We start from the raw sequence: 18,729 nt of genomic DNA on the forward strand, positions 1-18,729 counted from the left end.
CCGATCAGGCTGCGGCAGCAACGCGGCGCGAGGCGCTCAGCGTCGAGAAATAGACGTCTTCAAGGTTGCCGGTGACCGGCTCGAAGCCTTCGCCCGGACGGCTGTCCGACAGGACGTGGATGATGGTGCGGCCCGCGAACAGACGGGTGGAGATCACCTCGAACTGGGCGCGGTGGTCTTCCAGCGCATCCTTGTCGATGGCCTTGCGCCAGACGCGGCCGTCAAGGCTGTTGATCAGGTCGAGCGGTGCGCCTTCCAGCTGGATACGGCCACCGGCCAGGACCGCCATGCGCGGGCACAGGTCGGCCACGTCTTCCACGATGTGGGTCGACAGGATGATGACCACGTTCTCGCCGATCTCGGCGAGCAGGTTCAGGAAGCGGTTGCGCTCCTCGGGGTCGAGGCCGGCGGTCGGTTCGTCCACGATGATAAGCTGCGGCTTGCCGATCAGGGCCTGTGCGATGCCGAAACGCTGGCGCATACCGCCCGAGAAACCGGCGATGGCCTTCTTGCGGACGCCCCACAGATTGACCTGATTGAGCAGGGTCTCGACCGTGTCCTTGCGCTCCTTGCGGGCGGTCACGCCCTTCAGGATGGCCATGTGGTCGAGCATGTCATAGGCCGACACGCGCGGGTAAACGCCGAAGTCCTGCGGCAGGTAGCCCAGTGTGCGGCGGAGCAGTTCCGGCTCCTTGATGACGTCGATATCGCCGAATTTGATCTCGCCCGAAGTGGGGGACTGCAGGGTCGAGATGGTGCGCATCAGGGTGGACTTGCCCGCACCGTTCGGACCCAGCAGGCCAAACATCCCGCGCGGGATTTCCAGAGTAATATTGTCCAGCGCCCGCGTGCCATTGGCATAAACGTGCGTCAGGTTCTTAATCGAGAGCATTGATAGCCTCCAAGCCAGTCGACCTATTCCACAGGCGGACGACCCCCCAACACAAGTGAATGATCTGTAAGGTCGTGGATGGCTGCGGCAACGCTTTGTGTAATATTTTAGATAATCTAATGAAGTCGGTGTGATTCCTGCGGTTGTCATCGGCAGGGATTAACGGCCCATATCCCCGTGAAATGCGCCTTCGTTGCGCGCTATTGTTGAAATCGGGGATGGTGTGGATGCCGCGTCGACGTAGTTTAATTTTAGCTAATCTTCTTGTAGGAGCTTCGCTCTCGGCCTTGGCCAGCGCCGCTGTCGCCGAGCCTGTATCGGGCCCCGAGGCTCCGGATCAGACCAGCCACAACCTTGGTGAACTGGTGGTGCAGGGCCGCCGTGTCTCGCAGGCGGATGCCGCCATCGGCCGCGATGAGACCTCCAACACCATCTCCATCACCCGCGAAGCCCTGTTGTCCGCGCCCGCCGGTGTGTCGGGCCTGAAGATGCTGGAGGGTCTGCCGGGCTTTAACGTGCAGGCCAATGACGCGCTTGGCCTCTACGAGTTCGGCAACTCCGTCTCGGTGCGCGCTTTCAACTTCCAGCAGATCGGTTTTGTGCTGGACGGCGCGCCGATGGGCCGTTCGGACCAGTTCGGCGGCAGTCCCATCTTCCGCTATGTCGAGAACGAGAACCTCGGCATCGTCACGGCGTCGCAAGGCGCAGGGGACGTGTCCCTGCCCAGCTATGCCTCGCTGGGTCCGATTGTTCAGTACAAGACCATCCGCCCGGCTGACGACTTTGGCGTTGCCACTACCCTGTCGGTCGGCAGCGACAATCTGAGACGCGGCTTTGTGCGGGTGGATACGGGCCAGATCGGTCCGGTCTCGGCCTATATCTCCTATTCGGACTTCAACGCCGACCTGTGGCGCGGGCCGGGCGATATCCGCCGCCAGCACGCCGAGGCCAAGGTGCTGTACGAGGCGGACAACGGGGCCTCGCTCGACTTCGGCGTCATTTGGAACGACTATTTCGACTATGACGCGCCCGCGATCAGCAAGGCGCAGTGGAACGGCACCGCAGGCGATATCTTTGGCCGCGCGGGGCGGACCTTCTCCTATCTGGGAGAGGTGCCGGACCTGCCCGAAACGGTGGCGGGCGTCCGCTATTCGCACGGCTCGCACAACCAGTATTACAAACAGGCGGTCAACAGCCGCACGGACGTGCTTTACCGCCTGTCCGGCAGCCTGCCGCTGGGCCAGCGGGCACGCGTCGAGGCGACCGCCTATCATGAGGACAAGGAAGGCTATGGCGTCTCGCCCGAGGCCTATGCCACCTCGCTCACCAGCTATAACGCCCAGAAGAATATCCTGACCGATCTGGTGGCTCCGCGCGGGCTGCAATACGGACTGTCAGAGGTGGAGGGCGAACGTTCGGGCCTGACCGCGCGTCTGGTGGCCGAGCTGGGCAACCACACCCTGTCGGGTGGTTTCTGGATCGAGACGGACGACTATCACCGCACCCAAGGCCGCTTCAATCAGGTGGACGGCAGCCCCGACGGCGCGCCCCTGCTGAACGAACAGGTCCACCGCCAACGCAATTTCACCTCGACCCGCGAGACGCGCCAGCTCTTCATCAAGGACGAGATCGCCCTGCTGGATGACCGTCTGAAGCTGGATCTGGGGATCAAGGCTCTGGATGTCGATTACGAGATCCGCGGCTATCGCAATCCGGCGGACTTTATCAACCAGCGCCAGCCGGTGATCGGTCGTAGCTGGAAGGACCAGCTGCTGCCCCACATCGGTGTGTTGTGGAACCTCACCCCGCACGAGCAGGTGTTTGCCTCCTATGCGGAGAATCTGGCGCTGCCGCGCGGGGCCGATGACGTGTTTGCTCTGGCCAGCCCGACCGCCAGCACGCCCGAAGCCGAAACCTCGGAAAACTGGGAAGTCGGTTTCCGCACCAGCCGCCCGCGCTTCAACGCGGCGATCGCGCTGTACCGCACCTTGTTCAACAACCGTCTGCAATCCTATGCCGTGACGGTGCCGGGCAGCACGACGACGGAAAGCTTCTTCCAGAACGTCGGACAGGTCGAGGCGCGGGGCGTGGAGTTTTCAGGACTGTGGAAGCCCGAAGGCCTGAACGACAAGGTCTATTTCAACCTCAACGCCAGCTTTAATCAGGTCGAGTTCCGCGACGATGTGCCGAACTTTACGCCCGTCACCGGCGCGCCCTTGGTCATCAGCGGCAATACCGTCCCCGACAGCCCCGAATGGGTCATTCAGGGCGGGGTGACGTTCGAGCCTGTGCCGTGGGTGGTGGCCAATGTTTCGGTGCGCCACATCGGCGAGCGGTTCACCAACTTCACCAATACCGAGCGGTTGGACGCCAACACCCTCGTCAACGCCTACATCGATTTCGGGGGCGAGGACTGGGCCGTCGGTGCACTGCGTGATCTGCGCCTGAGGGTCAACGTCGATAACCTGTTCGACGAAGCCTACCTCGGCACCATCAGCTCTACCGTCAACACCAATGCCACCTTCCGTCCGGGGCCTGCACGCACGCTGCAGGTCTCGCTGACGGCGGCTTTCTGATCCCTTCACCCAACAGGAGAGTAACCGATGAAACGATGGCTATTAACAGCGGCCACTGCGGCCCTTCTGGTCCCGACGGTGGTGTGTGCCACCGAAGGGGCGGGTGGATCGTCCGTTCCGGCTCTGGTGGAGACGGTGCACCACAATGCGCTGGTGCTGGACTCCCACGCCGACGTGCTAATCGACAGCACGCCGCGCCGCTACTTCCTGCCGGATGGCTCGTCCCGCGTGAGCGTGGATAAGCTTAAGGCCGGAGAGGTGGACGCCGTGGTGCTGTCCCTCGCCGTCGGGCCGGGCCCGCGTGATGCTGCCGGTGTGGCACAGGCACGCGCCGAAATCGCCGCCAAGCTGGAGGCCGTTCAGGCCCGCATCGCGGCATCCGGTGGGCAGCTGGTGCTGGCCCGCTCTGCGGCCGACATTGTTCGCGCCGAACAGGAAGGGAAGACAGCCGTGCTTCTATCATTCCAGAACGCCCGCGCCCTCGGTGCGGATATCGGGGCCATCGATGCCCTTTACCGCGACGGGGTTCGCGTCATTGCCTTCAACCACGCGGGGCACAATGACTGGGCCGACTCGTCACGTCCCAGCGAGGGCGAGCCGGTAGCCGAGCATGGTGGCCTGTCCGCCATTGGCCGCTCGGCGGTCCCTAAGCTGAACGACCTCGGTGTGCTGATCGATGTGTCGCAACTGTCCAAGGATGCGCTGCTCCAGACCCTGACCCTGACGCGGGCTCCTGTGGCGGCCACCCACTCGGCGGCACGCAGTGTGCGAGAGCACACCCGCAGCCTGTCGGACGAGGAGCTGGATGCCATCAAGGCCAACGGCGGGGTTGTGCAGGTGACGCCTTTCAACACCTATCTGCTGAAGCTGGACGAGCCGACCCGGGAACGCATCCGTCAGGTCCGCGTCGCCCATGGTCTGTCCGCAGATTTCAACGCGGGCAATGATGCCTACAGCACGCTGAAAGGGGATGCCCAGCAGGCGTTTCTGGATGATCTGGCCCGCGTCCAGCCCCGCGCGTCGGTCAGCGATTTCGTTGATCACATCGACTATATCGCCAAGCGCATCGGGGTGGAGCATGTCGGCATCGGCACGGACTTCGACCACGGGGCCGGTATCAACGGCTATGACTCGGCGGCGGACAGTCGTGCGGTGACGGCGGAACTGTTGGCCCGTGGCTATACGGCTGATCAGGTCACGGCCATCTGGGGGGGCAACTTCCTGCGGGTCCTGAGGGCCGCAGAAGCGGGCCGCCGCGCTTAAACAATATCGCCTAAAGAAGCGGGCCGGTGGATCATCTCCACCGGCCCGTTTTTTATGGCCTACATGTCGTCCTTGGGGACGTCATTGCCCTCGACCCTGTCGCGATAGATGGAGGCGCGGGCCAGAAGGACCATGGTCACCGGCGTGGTGACCGTAAAGAAGATGCCGATCAGCAGGGCCTTGAGATCCAGTCGTCCGCTGACGGTGCTGAAATAGACGATCATCGCCAGCATGATCAGGATCATGGCCAGTGTCGCCGTGATCGCCGGGGCGTGGATGCGGTCATACATGGTCTTCATCCGGCGAAGACCGATGCTGCCGATCAGGGCCACCAAGGCCCCAGCGACGGACAGGGCGGTGACCAGAACGGCAATCCACATGGGGATGTCGGGCAGGTGGGCGGGCGTATTCATTCTATTCGATCACCTCGCCACGCATCAGGAATTTGGCCAGTGCCACAGTGGAGGTGAAGCCGATCACGGCCAGTACCAGCGACACCTCGAAATAGGCGGTCAGGGCGGTGCGGATACAGTGCACCATGATCAGCAGCATGGCGTTCAGATAGAGGGTATCCAGCCCCAGAACCCGATCCTGTGCGCGCGGGCCGATCAGGATGCGCCACGCGCACAAGAGCATCGACGCCGCCAGCGCGACCTGGGCAAAGCCGGTGCCCCAAAAGACGATGGCTGCGGGGGTCATGGGAAGATCTCCAGCAGATGGGATTCATACCGGTCGTGGATGATGCGCGACCAGTCGTCTCCGGGCTTGAGGTCCAGAACGTGCAGCAGCAGGACGCGCGAATAGCGGTTGTACTGAACCCACGCGGTACCGGGCGTGCTGCTGATGATGATGGCCAGACAGGCCAGCGCATAACGGTTGTTGCACTGTAGCGGGATCTGGACGAAGCCCGACTGGCGCTGGCCCTTGCGGTGGCCAAGGATGAGGCGGATCACGTCCCAGTTCGACTGGAGCATGTCCAGCGTCCAGTTCACCAGCAGGCGCAGGACCCGCAGGGGCTTGCGGACCTTGACCGTGCTGGGCTCCAGCACGCGCATCGACTGCGGCACCAGAAGGGCGATGATCAGGGCCAGTGTGAAATGCCCCCGTCCGGCAGGCGATGACACCAGCATCCAGACGATAAACAGCGCCACCGACAGGATGGGGTGGGGCAGGATACGGGCGAACAGTTTTCGCATTACAGCCTCCCCTTCAGGACGGCGGCGACATAGTCCTGCGGACGGACCAGCCATTCGGCGGTGTGCTGGGTAAAGGCCAGCGCCGGACCACCCGCCACCGTCAGCCACAGGCAGCAGCCGATCAGCAGGCCGATGGCGACGAACTCGGGGCTGCGGACAACCAGAGTGCTGTCCTCGTCACGCTTCCAGAAGCCATCCATGCCAAAGCGCACCAGCGCCAGCAGGGTAGCAAAGCTGGAGAAGGTCAGGATGCCGATGACCCACCAGCTATAGGGCTGGTTCGCGCCGTCACCGGACAGCAGGCCAACGAAGATGCCGATCTTGCCGATGAAGCCAGCCAGCGGCGGCATGGATGCCACGACCAGTGCGGCCAGAACAAAGAAGCCGCCCAGCAGTGCCAGAGAGCGCGGCATAACGCGGCCCACTTCCTCGACATCGTCGGCCTCAAAGGGGTCGGTGTATTCGTCGTCAAAGAAGGCTTCGGTGCCTTCGGCGGCGCGGTCCTCGCCACGGGTCAGGATTTCGGCGATGAGGAACAGCGCCCCCGCCGCCATGGTCGAGGCGACCATGTAGAACAGGGCACCGCCCAGAACCTCGGCCTTGCCCAGACCCACCAGCGCCAGCACCGTGCCGGACGAGGCCATGACGGCGTAGCCGACGGCGCGCTCCAGACGCTGTGCCGCAATCGCGCCAGCACCGCCAAAGATGACCGTGGCCAGACCCAGAACCAGCAGGGCCGACTGGGCAAAGCCCGCACTGTCCCCGCTTTCCGGATGGAACATCAGCATGGACATGCGCAACAGCACATAGACCCCGACCTTGGACAGCAGGGTAAAGACGGCGGCGACCGGAGCCGAGGCCGCCGAATAGGCCCCCGGCAGCCACAGACCCAGAGGCCAGGCCGCTGCCTTGATCAGGAAGGCGACGCCCAGAATGGCGCAGCCTGCCTCGAACAGGGGGCGGTTCTCGGGCGCGATATAGGCGACCCGTGCCGACAGGTCGGCCATGTTGAGTGCGCCGACCGTGCCATAGATCAGCGCCACGCCGATCAGGAAGAACAGAGACGCCGTCAGGTTGATGGCCACATAGCCCAGCCCTGCGCGCACCCGCTTCTCGCCCGATCCGTGCAGCAGAAGGCCATAGGAGGCGGCCAGCATGACCTCGAAAAAGACGAACAAGTTGAACAGGTCGCCGGTCAGCACGGCCCCGCTGACGCCCATCATCAACAGCAGGTAGAGCGCGTGGAAACGCGGACCTGCACGGTCCCAGCGGGCGAGGGCGAAGATCAGACCTGCCGCGCCGACGACCGCGATCAGGGCCAGCATCAGGGTCGACAGGCGGTCGGCCACCAGCACGATACCGAACGGAGCGGCCCAATTGCCCAGCGCATAGATGCGCGCGGTATCGCCGCCGCCCGAGCCGCCGACACTGGCTTCGCGCAGCAGCAGCAGGGCGACTACCAGCATGGCGGCGCAGACGCCGAGGCTGAGCGTGGCCTTGGCCTTATAGCGCTGCTCCTTGAGCAGCAGCATGAAGGCCGCCGCAATGAGGGGCAGGATGATCGGCAGGATGATCAGATGTTCGAGAAACGACGGCGTCATTCTGGTTCGTGCCCGTCAACGTGGTCGGTGCCGGTGATGCCGCGGGCGGTCAGCAGAACCACCAGATAAAGCGCGGTCAGGGCAAAGGAGATGACGATAGCTGTCAGCACCAGCGCCTGCGGCACCGGATCGGCATAGGCGGAAGGATCGACCTCGCCCGATTTGACCAGCGGCGGTGCCCCCGGCTTGAGACGGCCCATGGCAAAGATGAACAGGTTGACCGCATAGCCCACAAGGCCCAGCCCGATGATGACCTGAAAGGTTCTGGGACGCAGCAGAAGCCAGACGCCCGATGCGGTCAGTATGCCGATACCAATGGCAAGGATGGCTTCCATCAGACGCCCTCCTCGGGAGCTTCAACGGGTTCGATCTCGCGGGCCTTTCGCAGCGACTGGTGGGCGATAGCGGTCAGCATCAGCACGGTTGCCCCCACCACCAGCAGGGCCACACCCAGATCGAACATCAGAGCGCTGGCCATCGGCACCTTACCGATCCACGGCACGTGGCTGTACTGGAAGTAGGTGGTCAGGAAGGGGAAGTTGAACAGCCACGAGGCCATGCCGGTCATGGTGGCGATCAACAGGCCGCCGCCGATCCAGTACAGCGGGCGGATACGCAGGCGGTCTTCCACCCAGCGCGCGCCCTCGGCCATGTATTGCAGGATGAAGGCCACGGACATGGCGACGCCTGCGGCAAAGCCACCGCCCGGCAGGTCGTGCCCGCGCAGGAACAGGTGCAGCGACAGCACGATGATGAAGGGGAAGGTCCACTTCATCACCACGGCGGGGATCAGCATGGTCTCGCGCAGGGTGTCGCCGGACTTGCGTTGTTCATGGCGACGGTCGTGACGTTCCTGAACGCGCTTCTGCTCGGTGATGCCTCGGCTTTCCTCGGCCGGACGGAAGCGGCGCAGCAGGGCCCAGATGGTCAGGCCCACAATGGCCAGAACCGTGATCTCGCCCAGAGTGTCAAAGGCGCGGAAGTCGACCAGCAGAACGTTAACGACATTCTTGCCGCCGCCGCGCGGATAGGATTCCTCGAGGAAGAAGCGCGCCAGATGGCTCTCGTTCGGACGGGTCATGACGGCAAACGCCAGAGCGGCAACGCCAAGGCCCGCCGCAACGGCGATCATCAGATCGACGGCGCGACGACGCCGTGCACGGAAGTCGTTTTTGGGTGGCGCAATCTCGGCCGAACGTTTCGGCAGCCAGCGCAGACCCAGAAGCAGCAGCACGCCCGTCACGATCTCGACCAGCATCTGGGTGAGGGCGAGGTCGGGGGCCGAGAACCACACAAAGGTCAGGGCGCTGACCACACCGCAGACAGCCATCAGGGCGACAGCGGCCAGACGGTGGAATTTGGCCTGCCATGCGGCGGCGACGGCGCAGACGCTGGCGATCGTCCACATCAGGCCAAAGCCGATGCCCGGGCGCTGAAGCGTGATGCCTGCCTCGGCCATACCCAGTCCGGTCCAACCCGCAGCGATCGCGGCGGCAAGGACGGCGAACACGACAATCACGCGGATACGCGACTGCTGGCGCTTGGAGCCGAACTGCAAGACCATCCATTCGGAGCCATTGTTCAGCCAGCGCATGGCGCGGTCAAAGGCGCGGGCACCACTGAAGCGGCCGACAATCCATGTCTTTTCGGCGCGGTTGATCGACTTGCCGATCAGGATATAGGCGACGACGCCCGCAACCAGCGCGATCATGCTCATCATCAGGGGCAGGTTGAAGCCGTGCCAGATGGAGATGCTGTAGTAGGGGGCCTGATCGCCCAGAACCGAGTGAACCGCCAGCTTCAGCAATGGCGCGATGGTCAGGCCCGGCACCACACCCACCAGCACGCAGGTCAGAACCAGAAGCTCGATCGGGAAACGCATCCAGCGCGGCGGCTCGTGCGGGGTTTTGGGCAGGTCGGTCGGGGCGGGACCGAAGAAGACCTGATGGATGAAACGCACCGAATAGAGCACCGACAGGGCACTGGCGACCGTGGCCAGAACCGGCACCATCAAGGACAGGTCGCGCCCTTCCATGGCCTCAAGGGCCTCGGTCAGGAACATCTCCTTGGACAGGAAGCCGTTCAGTAGCGGCACACCCGCCATGGCGGCGGCGGCGACAATGGCGAGGGTGGCCGTAAACGGCATCAGCTTGCGCAGGCCCGACAGCTTGCGAAGGTCGCGCGTGCCGCTTTCGTGGTCGATTACGCCCGCCGCCATAAACAGCGAGGCCTTGAAGGTGGCGTGGTTGACGATGTGGAAGATGGCGGCCACGGCGGCCAGCGGCGTACCCATGCCCAGCAGCAGGGTGATCAGGCCCAGATGGCTGATGGTGGAATAGGCCAACAAGCCCTTCAGGTCGTTCTGGAAGACAGCGCACCAAGCACCGAACAGCAGGGTGATCATGCCCGCGCCGCCGACGATGTAGCCCCACTCGGGCGTGCCGGCCAAAACGGGCCAGAAGCGGACCAGCAGGAAGACGCCCGCCTTCACCATGGTGGCCGAGTGCAGATAGGCACTTACCGGCGTGGGAGCCGCCATGGCGCGCGGCAGCCAGAAGTGGAAGGGGAACTGGGCGCTCTTGGTCAGGGCACCGGCAAGGATCAGGCACAGGGCCGGAAGATAGAGCGGGCTGTTGCGGATGATATCGCCCGACACCAGCACGACATCGAGGTTAAAGCTGCCGACGATACGGGCCAGAACCACCACACCGGCCAGCAGGCAAAGCCCGCCCAGCGCCGTCACTGTCAGCGCCATACGCGCGCCGTTACGGGCGGATTCAGAGTGGTTCCAATAGCCGATCAGCAGGAAGGAGAAGAAGCTGGTCAGCTCCCAGAATAGCACGAGCTGGATCAGGTCGCCCGCCATGACCACACCCGTCATGGCCCCCATAAAGGCCATGAGGAAGGAGAAGAAACGGGGCACCGGATCTTCGGGCGACATGTAATAGCGGGCGTAGATGGCGACCAAAACGCCGATGGCCTGAACGATCAGGGCAAACAGCCACGCAAAACCGTCGAGCCGCAGGCGGAAGGCGATGTCCAGCGTGGGCAGCCAGTCCACGGCAAAGCGGACAACCTGTCCCGATGCGATGACCGGATAGAGAAGCAGGAGCGAGATGACGCCGATCAGCGCGGCGAGGGATGACAGGGAAGCCGCCGTGTTCCGGGCCTTGGTCGGCAGAAAGGCTGCCGCAATTGCTGCAAGAAAAGGGGTCGCGAACGGTACAAGCAGCAGTATGGCCTGGTTCATCCGGGGGCAGGTCTCCTGTGGCGGTGCTAGGGTGATCCTAGCTGTAATATTTTAAAGGGAACGTCAGCGGAGCGAACGTTCTGAAATAGGCAAGGCTGTCCGTGACTTGGCGAAGCCACGACTGCACTATCGCTGTAACAAAGCGGGTTGCGTATGTCTGATCACTAAATCGCCAGACGTGAAATTAAAAGCGGTGCCTTGCCCAAAAAAGGTGAGGCGAATTGACGCCTTAGGGCCAATTATCCAGCAGTAACGCTGTTCTTGGCAAGGAAGCCCGGAAGCAGTTGCGCCACGACGGTACGGCTGGCGTCGCTTTCCTGATCCAGCATGTCACGCAGCGGCTCACCGATCAGGGCCTCGCCAAAGGCGGCCAGAGCGATGAACAGCACAGCCGAGCCGATCGCCTTGCGCGGCAGATATTCGTCGCTGCCGATCTTGGCTTCGATAGCGGCGACCAGATCCTGAACCGCAATGCGCACCGGCTCCAGATGCGACAGGTCGCCGGACAGGGCGATCCATGCGGCCAGTCGACCCGCGCCGCCCGAGGAGAAGGCCTCGAATACCGCATTCACCACTTCCAGCGGTGCACCCTCGTCGGTGCGCAGACGCTCGACCGTGTCCTGAATGGCTGCGGCCAGATCCTGAACCATCGACCCCATCAGCGCTGATTGCAGGCCGCTGGCCGAACCGAAGTGGTGGATCAGGTTGGCGTGGGTTACGCCAATGCGGCCCGCGACGGCCGACAATGTCACAGCATCAGGACCGCCCGTCAGCAGCAGGGTGCGGGCTTCGGTCAGCGCTTCGCGGCGCGCTTCCTCGGGGGAGCGGCGGCGGCGGCGGGGGCGGTCTTGCGTTTCAATTGACATCGATGTAAATGACATTCGTGTAGGTAATGTGTCTTACGCACCCTTTACGAGGAACTGCAAGTGACGATGCATGTGACACAGGCTGACAAAATGGGCTTTCTAACAGAAAGCAATACGGCATACCGGCGTTCGGTCTCATTAACGCGTAAACCTGTGCAACCGAGGCGCGCGCTCGCGGCAGTTCGCAAACTGATTGCGGATAAGGACGATACCGAACAAGTATTTGAAATCATGAACGCCTTGGCGGGGCGGTCCATTGAATGGGGTTACCGGCGACTTCTCGACTATCCGATAGGCGGACAACAGGCCTATGAGCGGAATGAACTGTCAGAGTATCTTGAGAACCACGATAACTTACGCGAACTGCCAGAAGGCAGCGTTGGCAAAGCTTACCTCGACTTTGTGGAACGTCAAAATTTCTCTGCCGAGGGGCTGGCGATGGAAAGCCGCAAGGCCCGCGATACCGAGATCGAGGCCGCCCATCCCCACGCCTGGTATGCGCGTCGCCTGAGGGACATTCATGACATCTGGCACGTGCTGACCGGCTATCAGGCCGATGCCCTGGGCGAGGGATGTCTGGTGGCCTTCTCCCTGCCGCAGACCCGCAGCAAGGGCTTTGGGGTGATTGCCGCAGCGGTTGCGATCCAGTTCGCACGCGCCCGAACGGGGCATCCCTGTGCACGCTCGATCTGGCAGGCGTGGCGCGATGGCCGAAAGGCGCATTGGCTGCCCGCACTGGATTATAAGGCTCTGTTCGAAATGCCGCTGGAAGAGGCGCGGCGTATGCTGAACATCCCCGAGCCGCGGCTCTACAACTCTGTCCCGACCCATTTGCGCAATGCCTATCTGGGGGCCAAGACTATGTGAGGATGGCCGGAGCTTGGGTTCCGGCCATTTCTCTTAGGCGCGGCGACGCGTCAGCAGCCAGCCAAAGACGGCGGCCAGCGGGAACATCAGCACGCCATAGATGGCACCGGGCAGGGTCATGTCCGGACTGCGCAAAACCGACTGGGCGATCACAATGGCCAAGGTGGCATTGTGCAGGCCGACCTCGAACGCACTGGCGATGGCCTGCTGGCGCTCGATCTTGAGCAGGCGCGGCACGACAAAGCCGAGGCTGAGGCTGAGCAGGCAGAAGATCACGACGATGCCGACAAGGCTGCCCAGATGCTGCATCAGCGCCTCGCGACCCGACAGGGCGGCACCGATGATCACCACGGTCAGGATCAGGATTGATCCCAGCCGCACCGGTTTGTCCATGGCGCGGGCAAAGGCAGGCCACATGCGCCGCACGCCCATGCCCAGCATGACCGGAAGCAGGACGATCAGAAAGACTTCCAGCGTCTTTTTGAACTGTAGACCGACCTGCATGTCGCCGGGCTGGAAATAGGCGACCGCCAGATTGACGATGATCGGCAGGGTCACCACGGCGATAACCGAGTTTATCGCCGTCAGGCTGATGTTCAGCGCCACATCGCCGCGAAACAGGTGGCTATAGAGGTTGGCGGTGGTGCCGCCCGGCGACGCGGCCAGCAGCATCATCCCCACCGCCAGAAGCGGCGGCAATCCGAAGGCGATACACAGGCCAAAACATACCAGCGGCAGCAAGATGAGCTGGCATCCCAGCGCCACGACCGCGGCCTTCGGGCGGCGGGCGATGCGGACGAAGTCGGCGGGCGTGAGGTCCAGCCCCAGCCCGAACATGATGATGCCGAGCGCGATCGGTAGTCCGATCAGTACAATCGATGAATCCATTAACGTCTGCCTCCCCGCAGGCGCATGGGTGGATGAGGGTGCCGCCTTTGGCGGTCGTTCCTAGAGCGTCTGGTTCAGGGCACGCCCCGCGGTCAGGCCGGAAAAGATGCAGCCGCCGAGGAAGGTACCTTCCAGCGCATTGTATCCATGCACGCCCCCTCCGCCGAAGCCAGAGGCTTCGCCTGCCGCGTACAGTCCTTCGAACACTTGGCCGTCGGCCCTTAGCACGCGTGACGACAGGTCGGTCTGAAGCCCGCCGAGGGATTTGCGCGTCAGAGTATGCAGCTTCACCCCGACCAATGGGCCGTGGTGCGGATCAAGGATCTTGTGCGGCTTGCACGTCCGCGCCAGGCGGTCCCCCAGATAGCGGCGACTATTGTGAATGCCCTGAATCTGGAAGTCCTTGGCATAGGGGTTGTCGATCTGGGCGCCGCGGTCTTCGATCTGGCGGCGGATGTGGGCGGCATCCAGCAGGGGGCTGTCGGTTAGCCCATTCATCTTCTGCACAAGCTCTTCCAGCGTGTCGGCGGTGACAAAGTCCGCGCCGTGCTGGCGGAAGGCCTCGACCTCGGCGGGGGCCTTGGACGACAGGCGGGATTTGAACACGGCCAGTCGCTTGTGGTCGGTGATGTCGCGGTTCTGTTCAGAGCCGGACAGGGCAAACTCCTTGGACAGTATATCCATGGAGACGATGAACCAGCTGTGGTCATAGGCGGCGATGTCGGGCGTGGTCCGCAGATACCGCAAGGTGGCAATGGTGTCGTAGCCGGGCAGGGCAGGCGCGGGCAGGCGGCGTCCCAAGGCATCGAACCACAGTGGTGACGGCCCGGGCAGGATGCGGATCGCGTGGCGGGGCCAGATCGGGGCCCAGTTCCGCACGCCTTCGACATAGTGCCACATGCGGTCGCGGTTCACGAGGCGCGCGCCGGCCTCGCCCACGATATCCAGCATGCGCCCGTCCACATAGGCGGGCACGCCGGTGATCATCTCGCGCGGTGGTTGGCCCAGTCGCTCGGGCCAGTATTTGCGGACCAGATCGTGGTTGCCGCCAATCCCGCCGGTGGCGAGAACCACGGCCTCCGCCTTCAGGGTAAAGTCGCCAACGACATTGCGGTTTGAAGACACGGCGCGTGGCGATTCATCGGGTGCTAATCGTGCGCCGCTGACGCCTGTGACCCGTCCGCCTTCCACGATCAGATTGTCGACGCGGTGACGGTGGTAGAAGGTGAGGGTGCCCTCATGGGCGGCATCCAGCGCACTTTGGGCAAACGGGCCGGAAACGCCAGTGCCAGTTCCCCACGCCACATGGAAACGCGGCACCGAGTTGCCATGACCGTCCGCCTGTCCGCTGCCGCGCTCGGCCCATCCGACCATGGGAGTCAGCTTGATACCGTTCTGGCCGATCCAGCTGCGTTTCTCGCCCGCTGCGAACTCTACATAGGCGCGGCCCCATTGGCGGGCCCAGTGGTCCTGATCGTTTTCATCGCTCAGACGATCCCAACCGGCGCTGCCCTGCCAGTCCCGCCAAGCCAGATCGAGGGAATCGCTGATGCCGAGGCGACGCTGTTCGGGACTGTTCACAAGGAACAGGCCGCCGAAGGACCAGAAGGCCTGACCGCCGAGATTGGCGGCGTTCTCCTGATCGACAAGGGCGACCCGATGACCTTTGCGCCTCAGCTCGTGGGCAGTGACCAGACCGGCCAGTCCGGCCCCGACGATTATGACATCCGCGTCCATCAGCTTTCCCCTCGACCGTTACCCACGGAACTTTCCGAACCGTACGGGGCATCGTTGGATGACTAAAGAAAGAAAACGCCGGTACGTCAATATTGACATTGACGTAAACAATGCCATTCTCCCCTTGTTTTCTCCTTCTGGTGAAACACCCGCCTGACCCGGACATGGCATCCTCGCCGCGTTGGGCTTCCTGCTGTGCGTTGTTTCCGAACCGCACGTTTCGGGGCCGTTCACCTGCCGGAACGGCCCCGATTTTTTGACCGCCTGTCACCGTCACGCTGCACATCGCGATTCTATTCGACATCGGTGTAAACAAGTATTGACAGCATAGTGAGTAAGTGGATTGATGTATCGCAGGTATGCGATTGATCCGCCCGGTCGCACGCCCTCAATCAGGCGGATTTCGGGGGCATGCGTTGACCAGCGTCTGCGCCCCGGCATGGGGAGGTTTCAACGTATGGCGCAGTATAAGAGTGTACGTAGTTCCTGGATTGCCACCGCATCCGCACTGGTGATTTCCGCTTCGCTCACCCAGGTCGCTGTCGCTCAGGAAGCGGAACCGACCGCCGTGGACGAGATCATCGTCACCGCACAAAAACGCGAACAGTCTATCCGCGATGTGCCGATTGCCGTTTCGGCATTCAGCGCGGAAACCCTCGACGCCATGAAGATCGAGGGCGGCTCGGAGCTCCTTCGGGCCATCCCGAACGTGACATTCTCCAAGTCCAACTTCTCCATGTACAATTTCGCCATTCGTGGCGTGGGGACCAAGGCCCTGTCGGCCGCATCCGACCCTGCGGTGGCTGTCAGCTTCAACAACACGCCGCTCATCCGGAACCGCCTGTTCGAGAGCGAGTATCTGGACGTCAACCGCGTGGAAGTTCTGCGCGGTCCGCAAGGCACGCTCTATGGCCGCAACGCTACGGCTGGCGTGGTCAACATGCTTCCGAACATCGGCGGTCCAGAGTTTGAAGCCTATGCCAAGGCCGAGGCCGGCAACTATGGCAGTATGCGCGGGCAGGGGATGATCAATATCCCGCTTGGCGACACCTTCTGGATCCGCGCTGCCGGATCGATCACCAGCCGTGACGGCTTCGACTACAACACCTTCAAAGACGAAGACGTGAACGGGCGCGATCTGTGGCAGACCCGCCTGACGCTGGGCTGGGAACCGTCAAGCCGCTTCCGCGCGAACCTGATCTGGGAGCATTTCGAGGAAGACGACGATCGCCTGCGTACGGGTAAACAGCTTTGTACGCCCGCACCCAACCCAGCGATGGTTGGAAGCTTTGCCCCCACGCCGGAAACCCGTGGCCGCTTCAGTCAGGGCTGCCTGCCCCGGTCTCTGTATTCGGATGACGCCTATGGTGCGCCGAACGCCGAAGGCATGGCGCAGATTTTCATGCTGACCAATATTACGCTCGGCTACCTGCCGCTCGAGCCGGGGGAGTGGTTCCCGGTAAGTATCGGTGCCATTTCCGGCATTCTCAATCCGTACGAGGGGGTGACCCAATCGCGAAACCTGCGCGAGATCGCCACCGAATATGATCCCCGATACGTGGCCACCAATGATGTCGTGCAGCTCAATATGGAGTTCGATATCTCGGACGGTCTGCGCCTGTATTCGCAGACGGCCTATGCCAAGGACGATTTCTGGTCCACCCAGGACTACGCCCGCTATATGTCCAACGAGATTTTCCAAAGTTCGGACGGGCTGACGGATGTTCTGGGCAATCCGATGCAGTCGGTCCTTGCTCCGGGGGGCTATTATAATGACCCGCAGCTTGGGCCTTCGCGCCGCATGCTGTCTGTGGATCTCAGCCGATCGGACAATCGGCAGTTCTATCAGGAACTTCGCCTGCAATCGGCCTTTGACGGCAACTTCAACTTCAGCCTCGGCGCCAACTACCTCGATTTCAAAACCCAGGACGACTATTTCGTCTTCAACAACACGTTCAACTATCTGGCCGAGTGGTTTTACGGACAGGATTTGACCGCGCCGTTAAACGAGCCCCGCACGACCAACTGTCAGGATGGCTCGAACGGCGAGTGCATCTATATCGACCGCTCGTCGATCGATAATCTTGTCGGCGACGGCCACAACTATTTCCGCAGCAAGAACGCCGTCCATACCCAGTCGTGGGCCATTTTCGGCGAGGGCTATTGGAACATCGACGACAACAAGCGGCTGACGGTGGGGCTTCGTTATACGGACGATACCAAGACCACGACGCCCTATCCCAGCCAGCTCCTGCTAGGCTCGGATGATACCATTGGCGTTGGCCCAACCTCGGGCGGTACGTCGGTGCGCGACTATCCGGCATGGCCTGATGTCAAACAAAACTGGCAGGCCGTTACGGGCCGTGCCGTGTTTGACTGGAAGCCGCGCGACGGCCTCATGGTCTATGCATCGTATGCCCGCGGTTATAAGGGCGGAGGTACCAACCCGCCGCGCGCCGCTATCGACCCGCGCATTGTTCAATATCAGCCGCTGGCTGAGACCTTCGAGCCGGAATACGTCAACGCCTTCGAAGTCGGTTCGAAATTCCTGAACCAGACCGGCACTTTTGGACTGAACGTGACGGCCTTCTTCTACGACTACACCGACTATCAGGTGTCGCAGATCGTGGACCGCATTTCGCTCAACGAGAATTTTGACGCCACCTCGGCGGGCATCGAGTTCGAAGCTGTCTGGCGACCGACTGAAAACTTCCGCATGGATGCCAACATCGGTTTCCTCAAAACCGAGATTGCCGACGGCGAAAAGTCTATCGACGTCATGAACCGGACGCAGGGCAATGCCGACTGGGTTGTGCTGCGCCCGTGGGTTCAGGTGCCGTCCAACTGTATCGCTCCGGTCTACATGGTCGACGCGATCTACAACAACATGATCACCAACATGTTGGCACCCTATGCGCTGTCGGCTCTGTGCGGCGGCTCGATCCGTATCGGTTCCTTCGACCCGGACTTCCCCGCCGAGAACCCGTTCTTCCAGTTCGATCAATGGACGGGGACGCCGTACAATCCGCTGGTCGACGCTCCGAACGGCGGGCGCGGCTTTGATGCGGACCTGTCGGGGAATGAACTTCCGAACGCGCCGCGTTGGACGGTCAACATCGGCGCACAATATACGTGGCGGTTCTCGAACTCCGACCTGACCCTGCGCGGTGACTACTACCGTCAGGCTGAGAGCTACTTCCGCGTCTATAATACTGAGTACGATCAGCTGAAGGGCTGGGACAACGTTGGCGTCTCGCTAACGTGGCAAAGCCAAGCCTCGAATATGGTTGTGCAGGCCTATGTGAAGAACCTCTTCGACGATGCGCCGATCGTTGATGCCTTCACCAACTCCGACGACTCCATGCTGACGACAAACGTCTTCACCCTGGATCCACGCGTTTGGGGCATCTCGATCGCGAAGAGGTTCTAAGCCCTTTCATCGAGAGGCCCTGATGGGGGCCGAAGTCGACCGGCCAGCCTTCGCATTCGGAGAGTCTGGTCGGTCGATTTTCGTTCTGTCGAAAGTTTGGATTGGGGCGAAAGAATCGGTTGTGGACTCGGGGGAGGGTGCGTATAGAGCCACCTCGCTCGGC

14 protein-coding genes are annotated in these 18,729 nt (G+C 62.4%); 4 read left to right on the top strand and 10 right to left on the bottom strand.

What is annotated here, in order from left to right; all coding sequences use genetic code 11:
• Positions 1 to 4: 4 nt before the first annotated feature.
• The gene (locus tag Q0Y42_RS09075) at positions 5 to 892 is read right to left on the bottom strand and encodes an ABC transporter ATP-binding protein (protein ID WP_297802699.1); all 888 of its coding nucleotides are present in this window, start codon (positions 890 to 892) and stop codon (positions 5 to 7) included.
• A 287-nt stretch (positions 893 to 1,179) separates the two neighbouring features.
• Between Q0Y42_RS09075 and Q0Y42_RS09080 the strand changes: the two genes are divergently transcribed.
• The gene (locus tag Q0Y42_RS09080) at positions 1,180 to 3,468 is read left to right on the top strand and encodes a TonB-dependent receptor (RefSeq protein ID WP_366108257.1); all 2,289 of its coding nucleotides are present in this window, start codon (positions 1,180 to 1,182) and stop codon (positions 3,466 to 3,468) included.
• Positions 3,469 to 3,495: 27 nt separating this feature from the next.
• Entirely contained in the window at positions 3,496 to 4,731 is a 1,236-nt protein-coding gene (locus Q0Y42_RS09085) for a membrane dipeptidase (protein ID WP_297802702.1), read from the top strand.
• A 59-nt stretch (positions 4,732 to 4,790) separates the two neighbouring features.
• Here Q0Y42_RS09085 and mnhG read toward each other — a convergent pair whose 3' ends face one another.
• The 7 genes from mnhG to Q0Y42_RS09120 all read right to left on the bottom strand — a co-directional run bounded on the left by mnhG (position 4,791) and on the right by Q0Y42_RS09120 (position 11,644).
• Positions 4,791 to 5,144 (bottom strand): monovalent cation/H(+) antiporter subunit G, encoded by a 354-nt coding sequence (mnhG, locus tag Q0Y42_RS09090; RefSeq protein ID WP_297802705.1) that lies wholly within the window; start codon positions 5,142 to 5,144, stop codon positions 4,791 to 4,793.
• Between the two features lies 1 nt (position 5,145).
• Positions 5,146 to 5,430 (bottom strand): K+/H+ antiporter subunit F, encoded by a 285-nt coding sequence (locus Q0Y42_RS09095; RefSeq protein WP_297802708.1) that lies wholly within the window; start codon positions 5,428 to 5,430, stop codon positions 5,146 to 5,148.
• Positions 5,427 to 5,927, bottom strand: coding sequence for a Na+/H+ antiporter subunit E (locus Q0Y42_RS09100; RefSeq protein WP_297802711.1), 501 nt, complete (start codon positions 5,925 to 5,927; stop codon positions 5,427 to 5,429). Before Q0Y42_RS09100 ends, Q0Y42_RS09095 begins: the two co-directional genes overlap by 4 nt.
• Positions 5,927 to 7,528, bottom strand: coding sequence for a monovalent cation/H+ antiporter subunit D (locus tag Q0Y42_RS09105; RefSeq protein WP_297802714.1), 1,602 nt, complete (start codon positions 7,526 to 7,528; stop codon positions 5,927 to 5,929). Before Q0Y42_RS09105 ends, Q0Y42_RS09100 begins: the two co-directional genes overlap by 1 nt.
• Positions 7,525 to 7,863 carry a Na+/H+ antiporter subunit C gene (locus Q0Y42_RS09110; RefSeq protein WP_297802717.1) on the bottom strand — a complete coding sequence of 113 codons (339 nt, stop codon included), beginning with the start codon at positions 7,861 to 7,863 and terminating at the stop codon, positions 7,525 to 7,527. The genes Q0Y42_RS09105 and Q0Y42_RS09110 overlap by 4 nt, the downstream gene beginning before the upstream one ends.
• Positions 7,863 to 10,778, bottom strand: coding sequence for a monovalent cation/H+ antiporter subunit A (locus tag Q0Y42_RS09115; RefSeq protein WP_297802720.1), 2,916 nt, complete (start codon positions 10,776 to 10,778; stop codon positions 7,863 to 7,865). Before Q0Y42_RS09115 ends, Q0Y42_RS09110 begins: the two co-directional genes overlap by 1 nt.
• A 239-nt stretch (positions 10,779 to 11,017) precedes the next feature.
• On the bottom strand, positions 11,018 to 11,644 hold the full coding sequence (locus tag Q0Y42_RS09120) for a TetR/AcrR family transcriptional regulator (RefSeq protein ID WP_297802723.1): 627 nt from the start codon (positions 11,642 to 11,644) through the stop codon (positions 11,018 to 11,020).
• Positions 11,645 to 11,710: 66 nt separating this feature from the next.
• Between Q0Y42_RS09120 and Q0Y42_RS09125 the strand changes: the two genes are divergently transcribed.
• Positions 11,711 to 12,511, top strand: coding sequence for a Coq4 family protein (locus tag Q0Y42_RS09125; RefSeq protein WP_297802736.1), 801 nt, complete (start codon positions 11,711 to 11,713; stop codon positions 12,509 to 12,511).
• Between the two features lie 33 nt (positions 12,512 to 12,544).
• Here Q0Y42_RS09125 and Q0Y42_RS09130 read toward each other — a convergent pair whose 3' ends face one another.
• On the bottom strand, positions 12,545 to 13,399 hold the full coding sequence (locus Q0Y42_RS09130; RefSeq protein WP_297802725.1) for a bile acid:sodium symporter family protein: 855 nt from the start codon (positions 13,397 to 13,399) through the stop codon (positions 12,545 to 12,547).
• 60 nt (positions 13,400 to 13,459) lie between these two features.
• Positions 13,460 to 15,136 carry an FAD-binding dehydrogenase gene (locus Q0Y42_RS09135; protein ID WP_297802728.1) on the bottom strand — a complete coding sequence of 559 codons (1,677 nt, stop codon included), beginning with the start codon at positions 15,134 to 15,136 and terminating at the stop codon, positions 13,460 to 13,462.
• Positions 15,137 to 15,593: 457 nt separating this feature from the next.
• Between Q0Y42_RS09135 and Q0Y42_RS09140 the strand changes: the two genes are divergently transcribed.
• Positions 15,594 to 18,566, top strand: coding sequence for a TonB-dependent receptor (locus Q0Y42_RS09140; protein ID WP_297802731.1), 2,973 nt, complete (start codon positions 15,594 to 15,596; stop codon positions 18,564 to 18,566).
• Positions 18,567 to 18,729: the final 163 nt, after the last annotated feature.

Source organism: uncultured Brevundimonas sp. (assembly GCF_947305955.1).
GTDB lineage: Bacteria > Pseudomonadota > Alphaproteobacteria > Caulobacterales > Caulobacteraceae > Brevundimonas.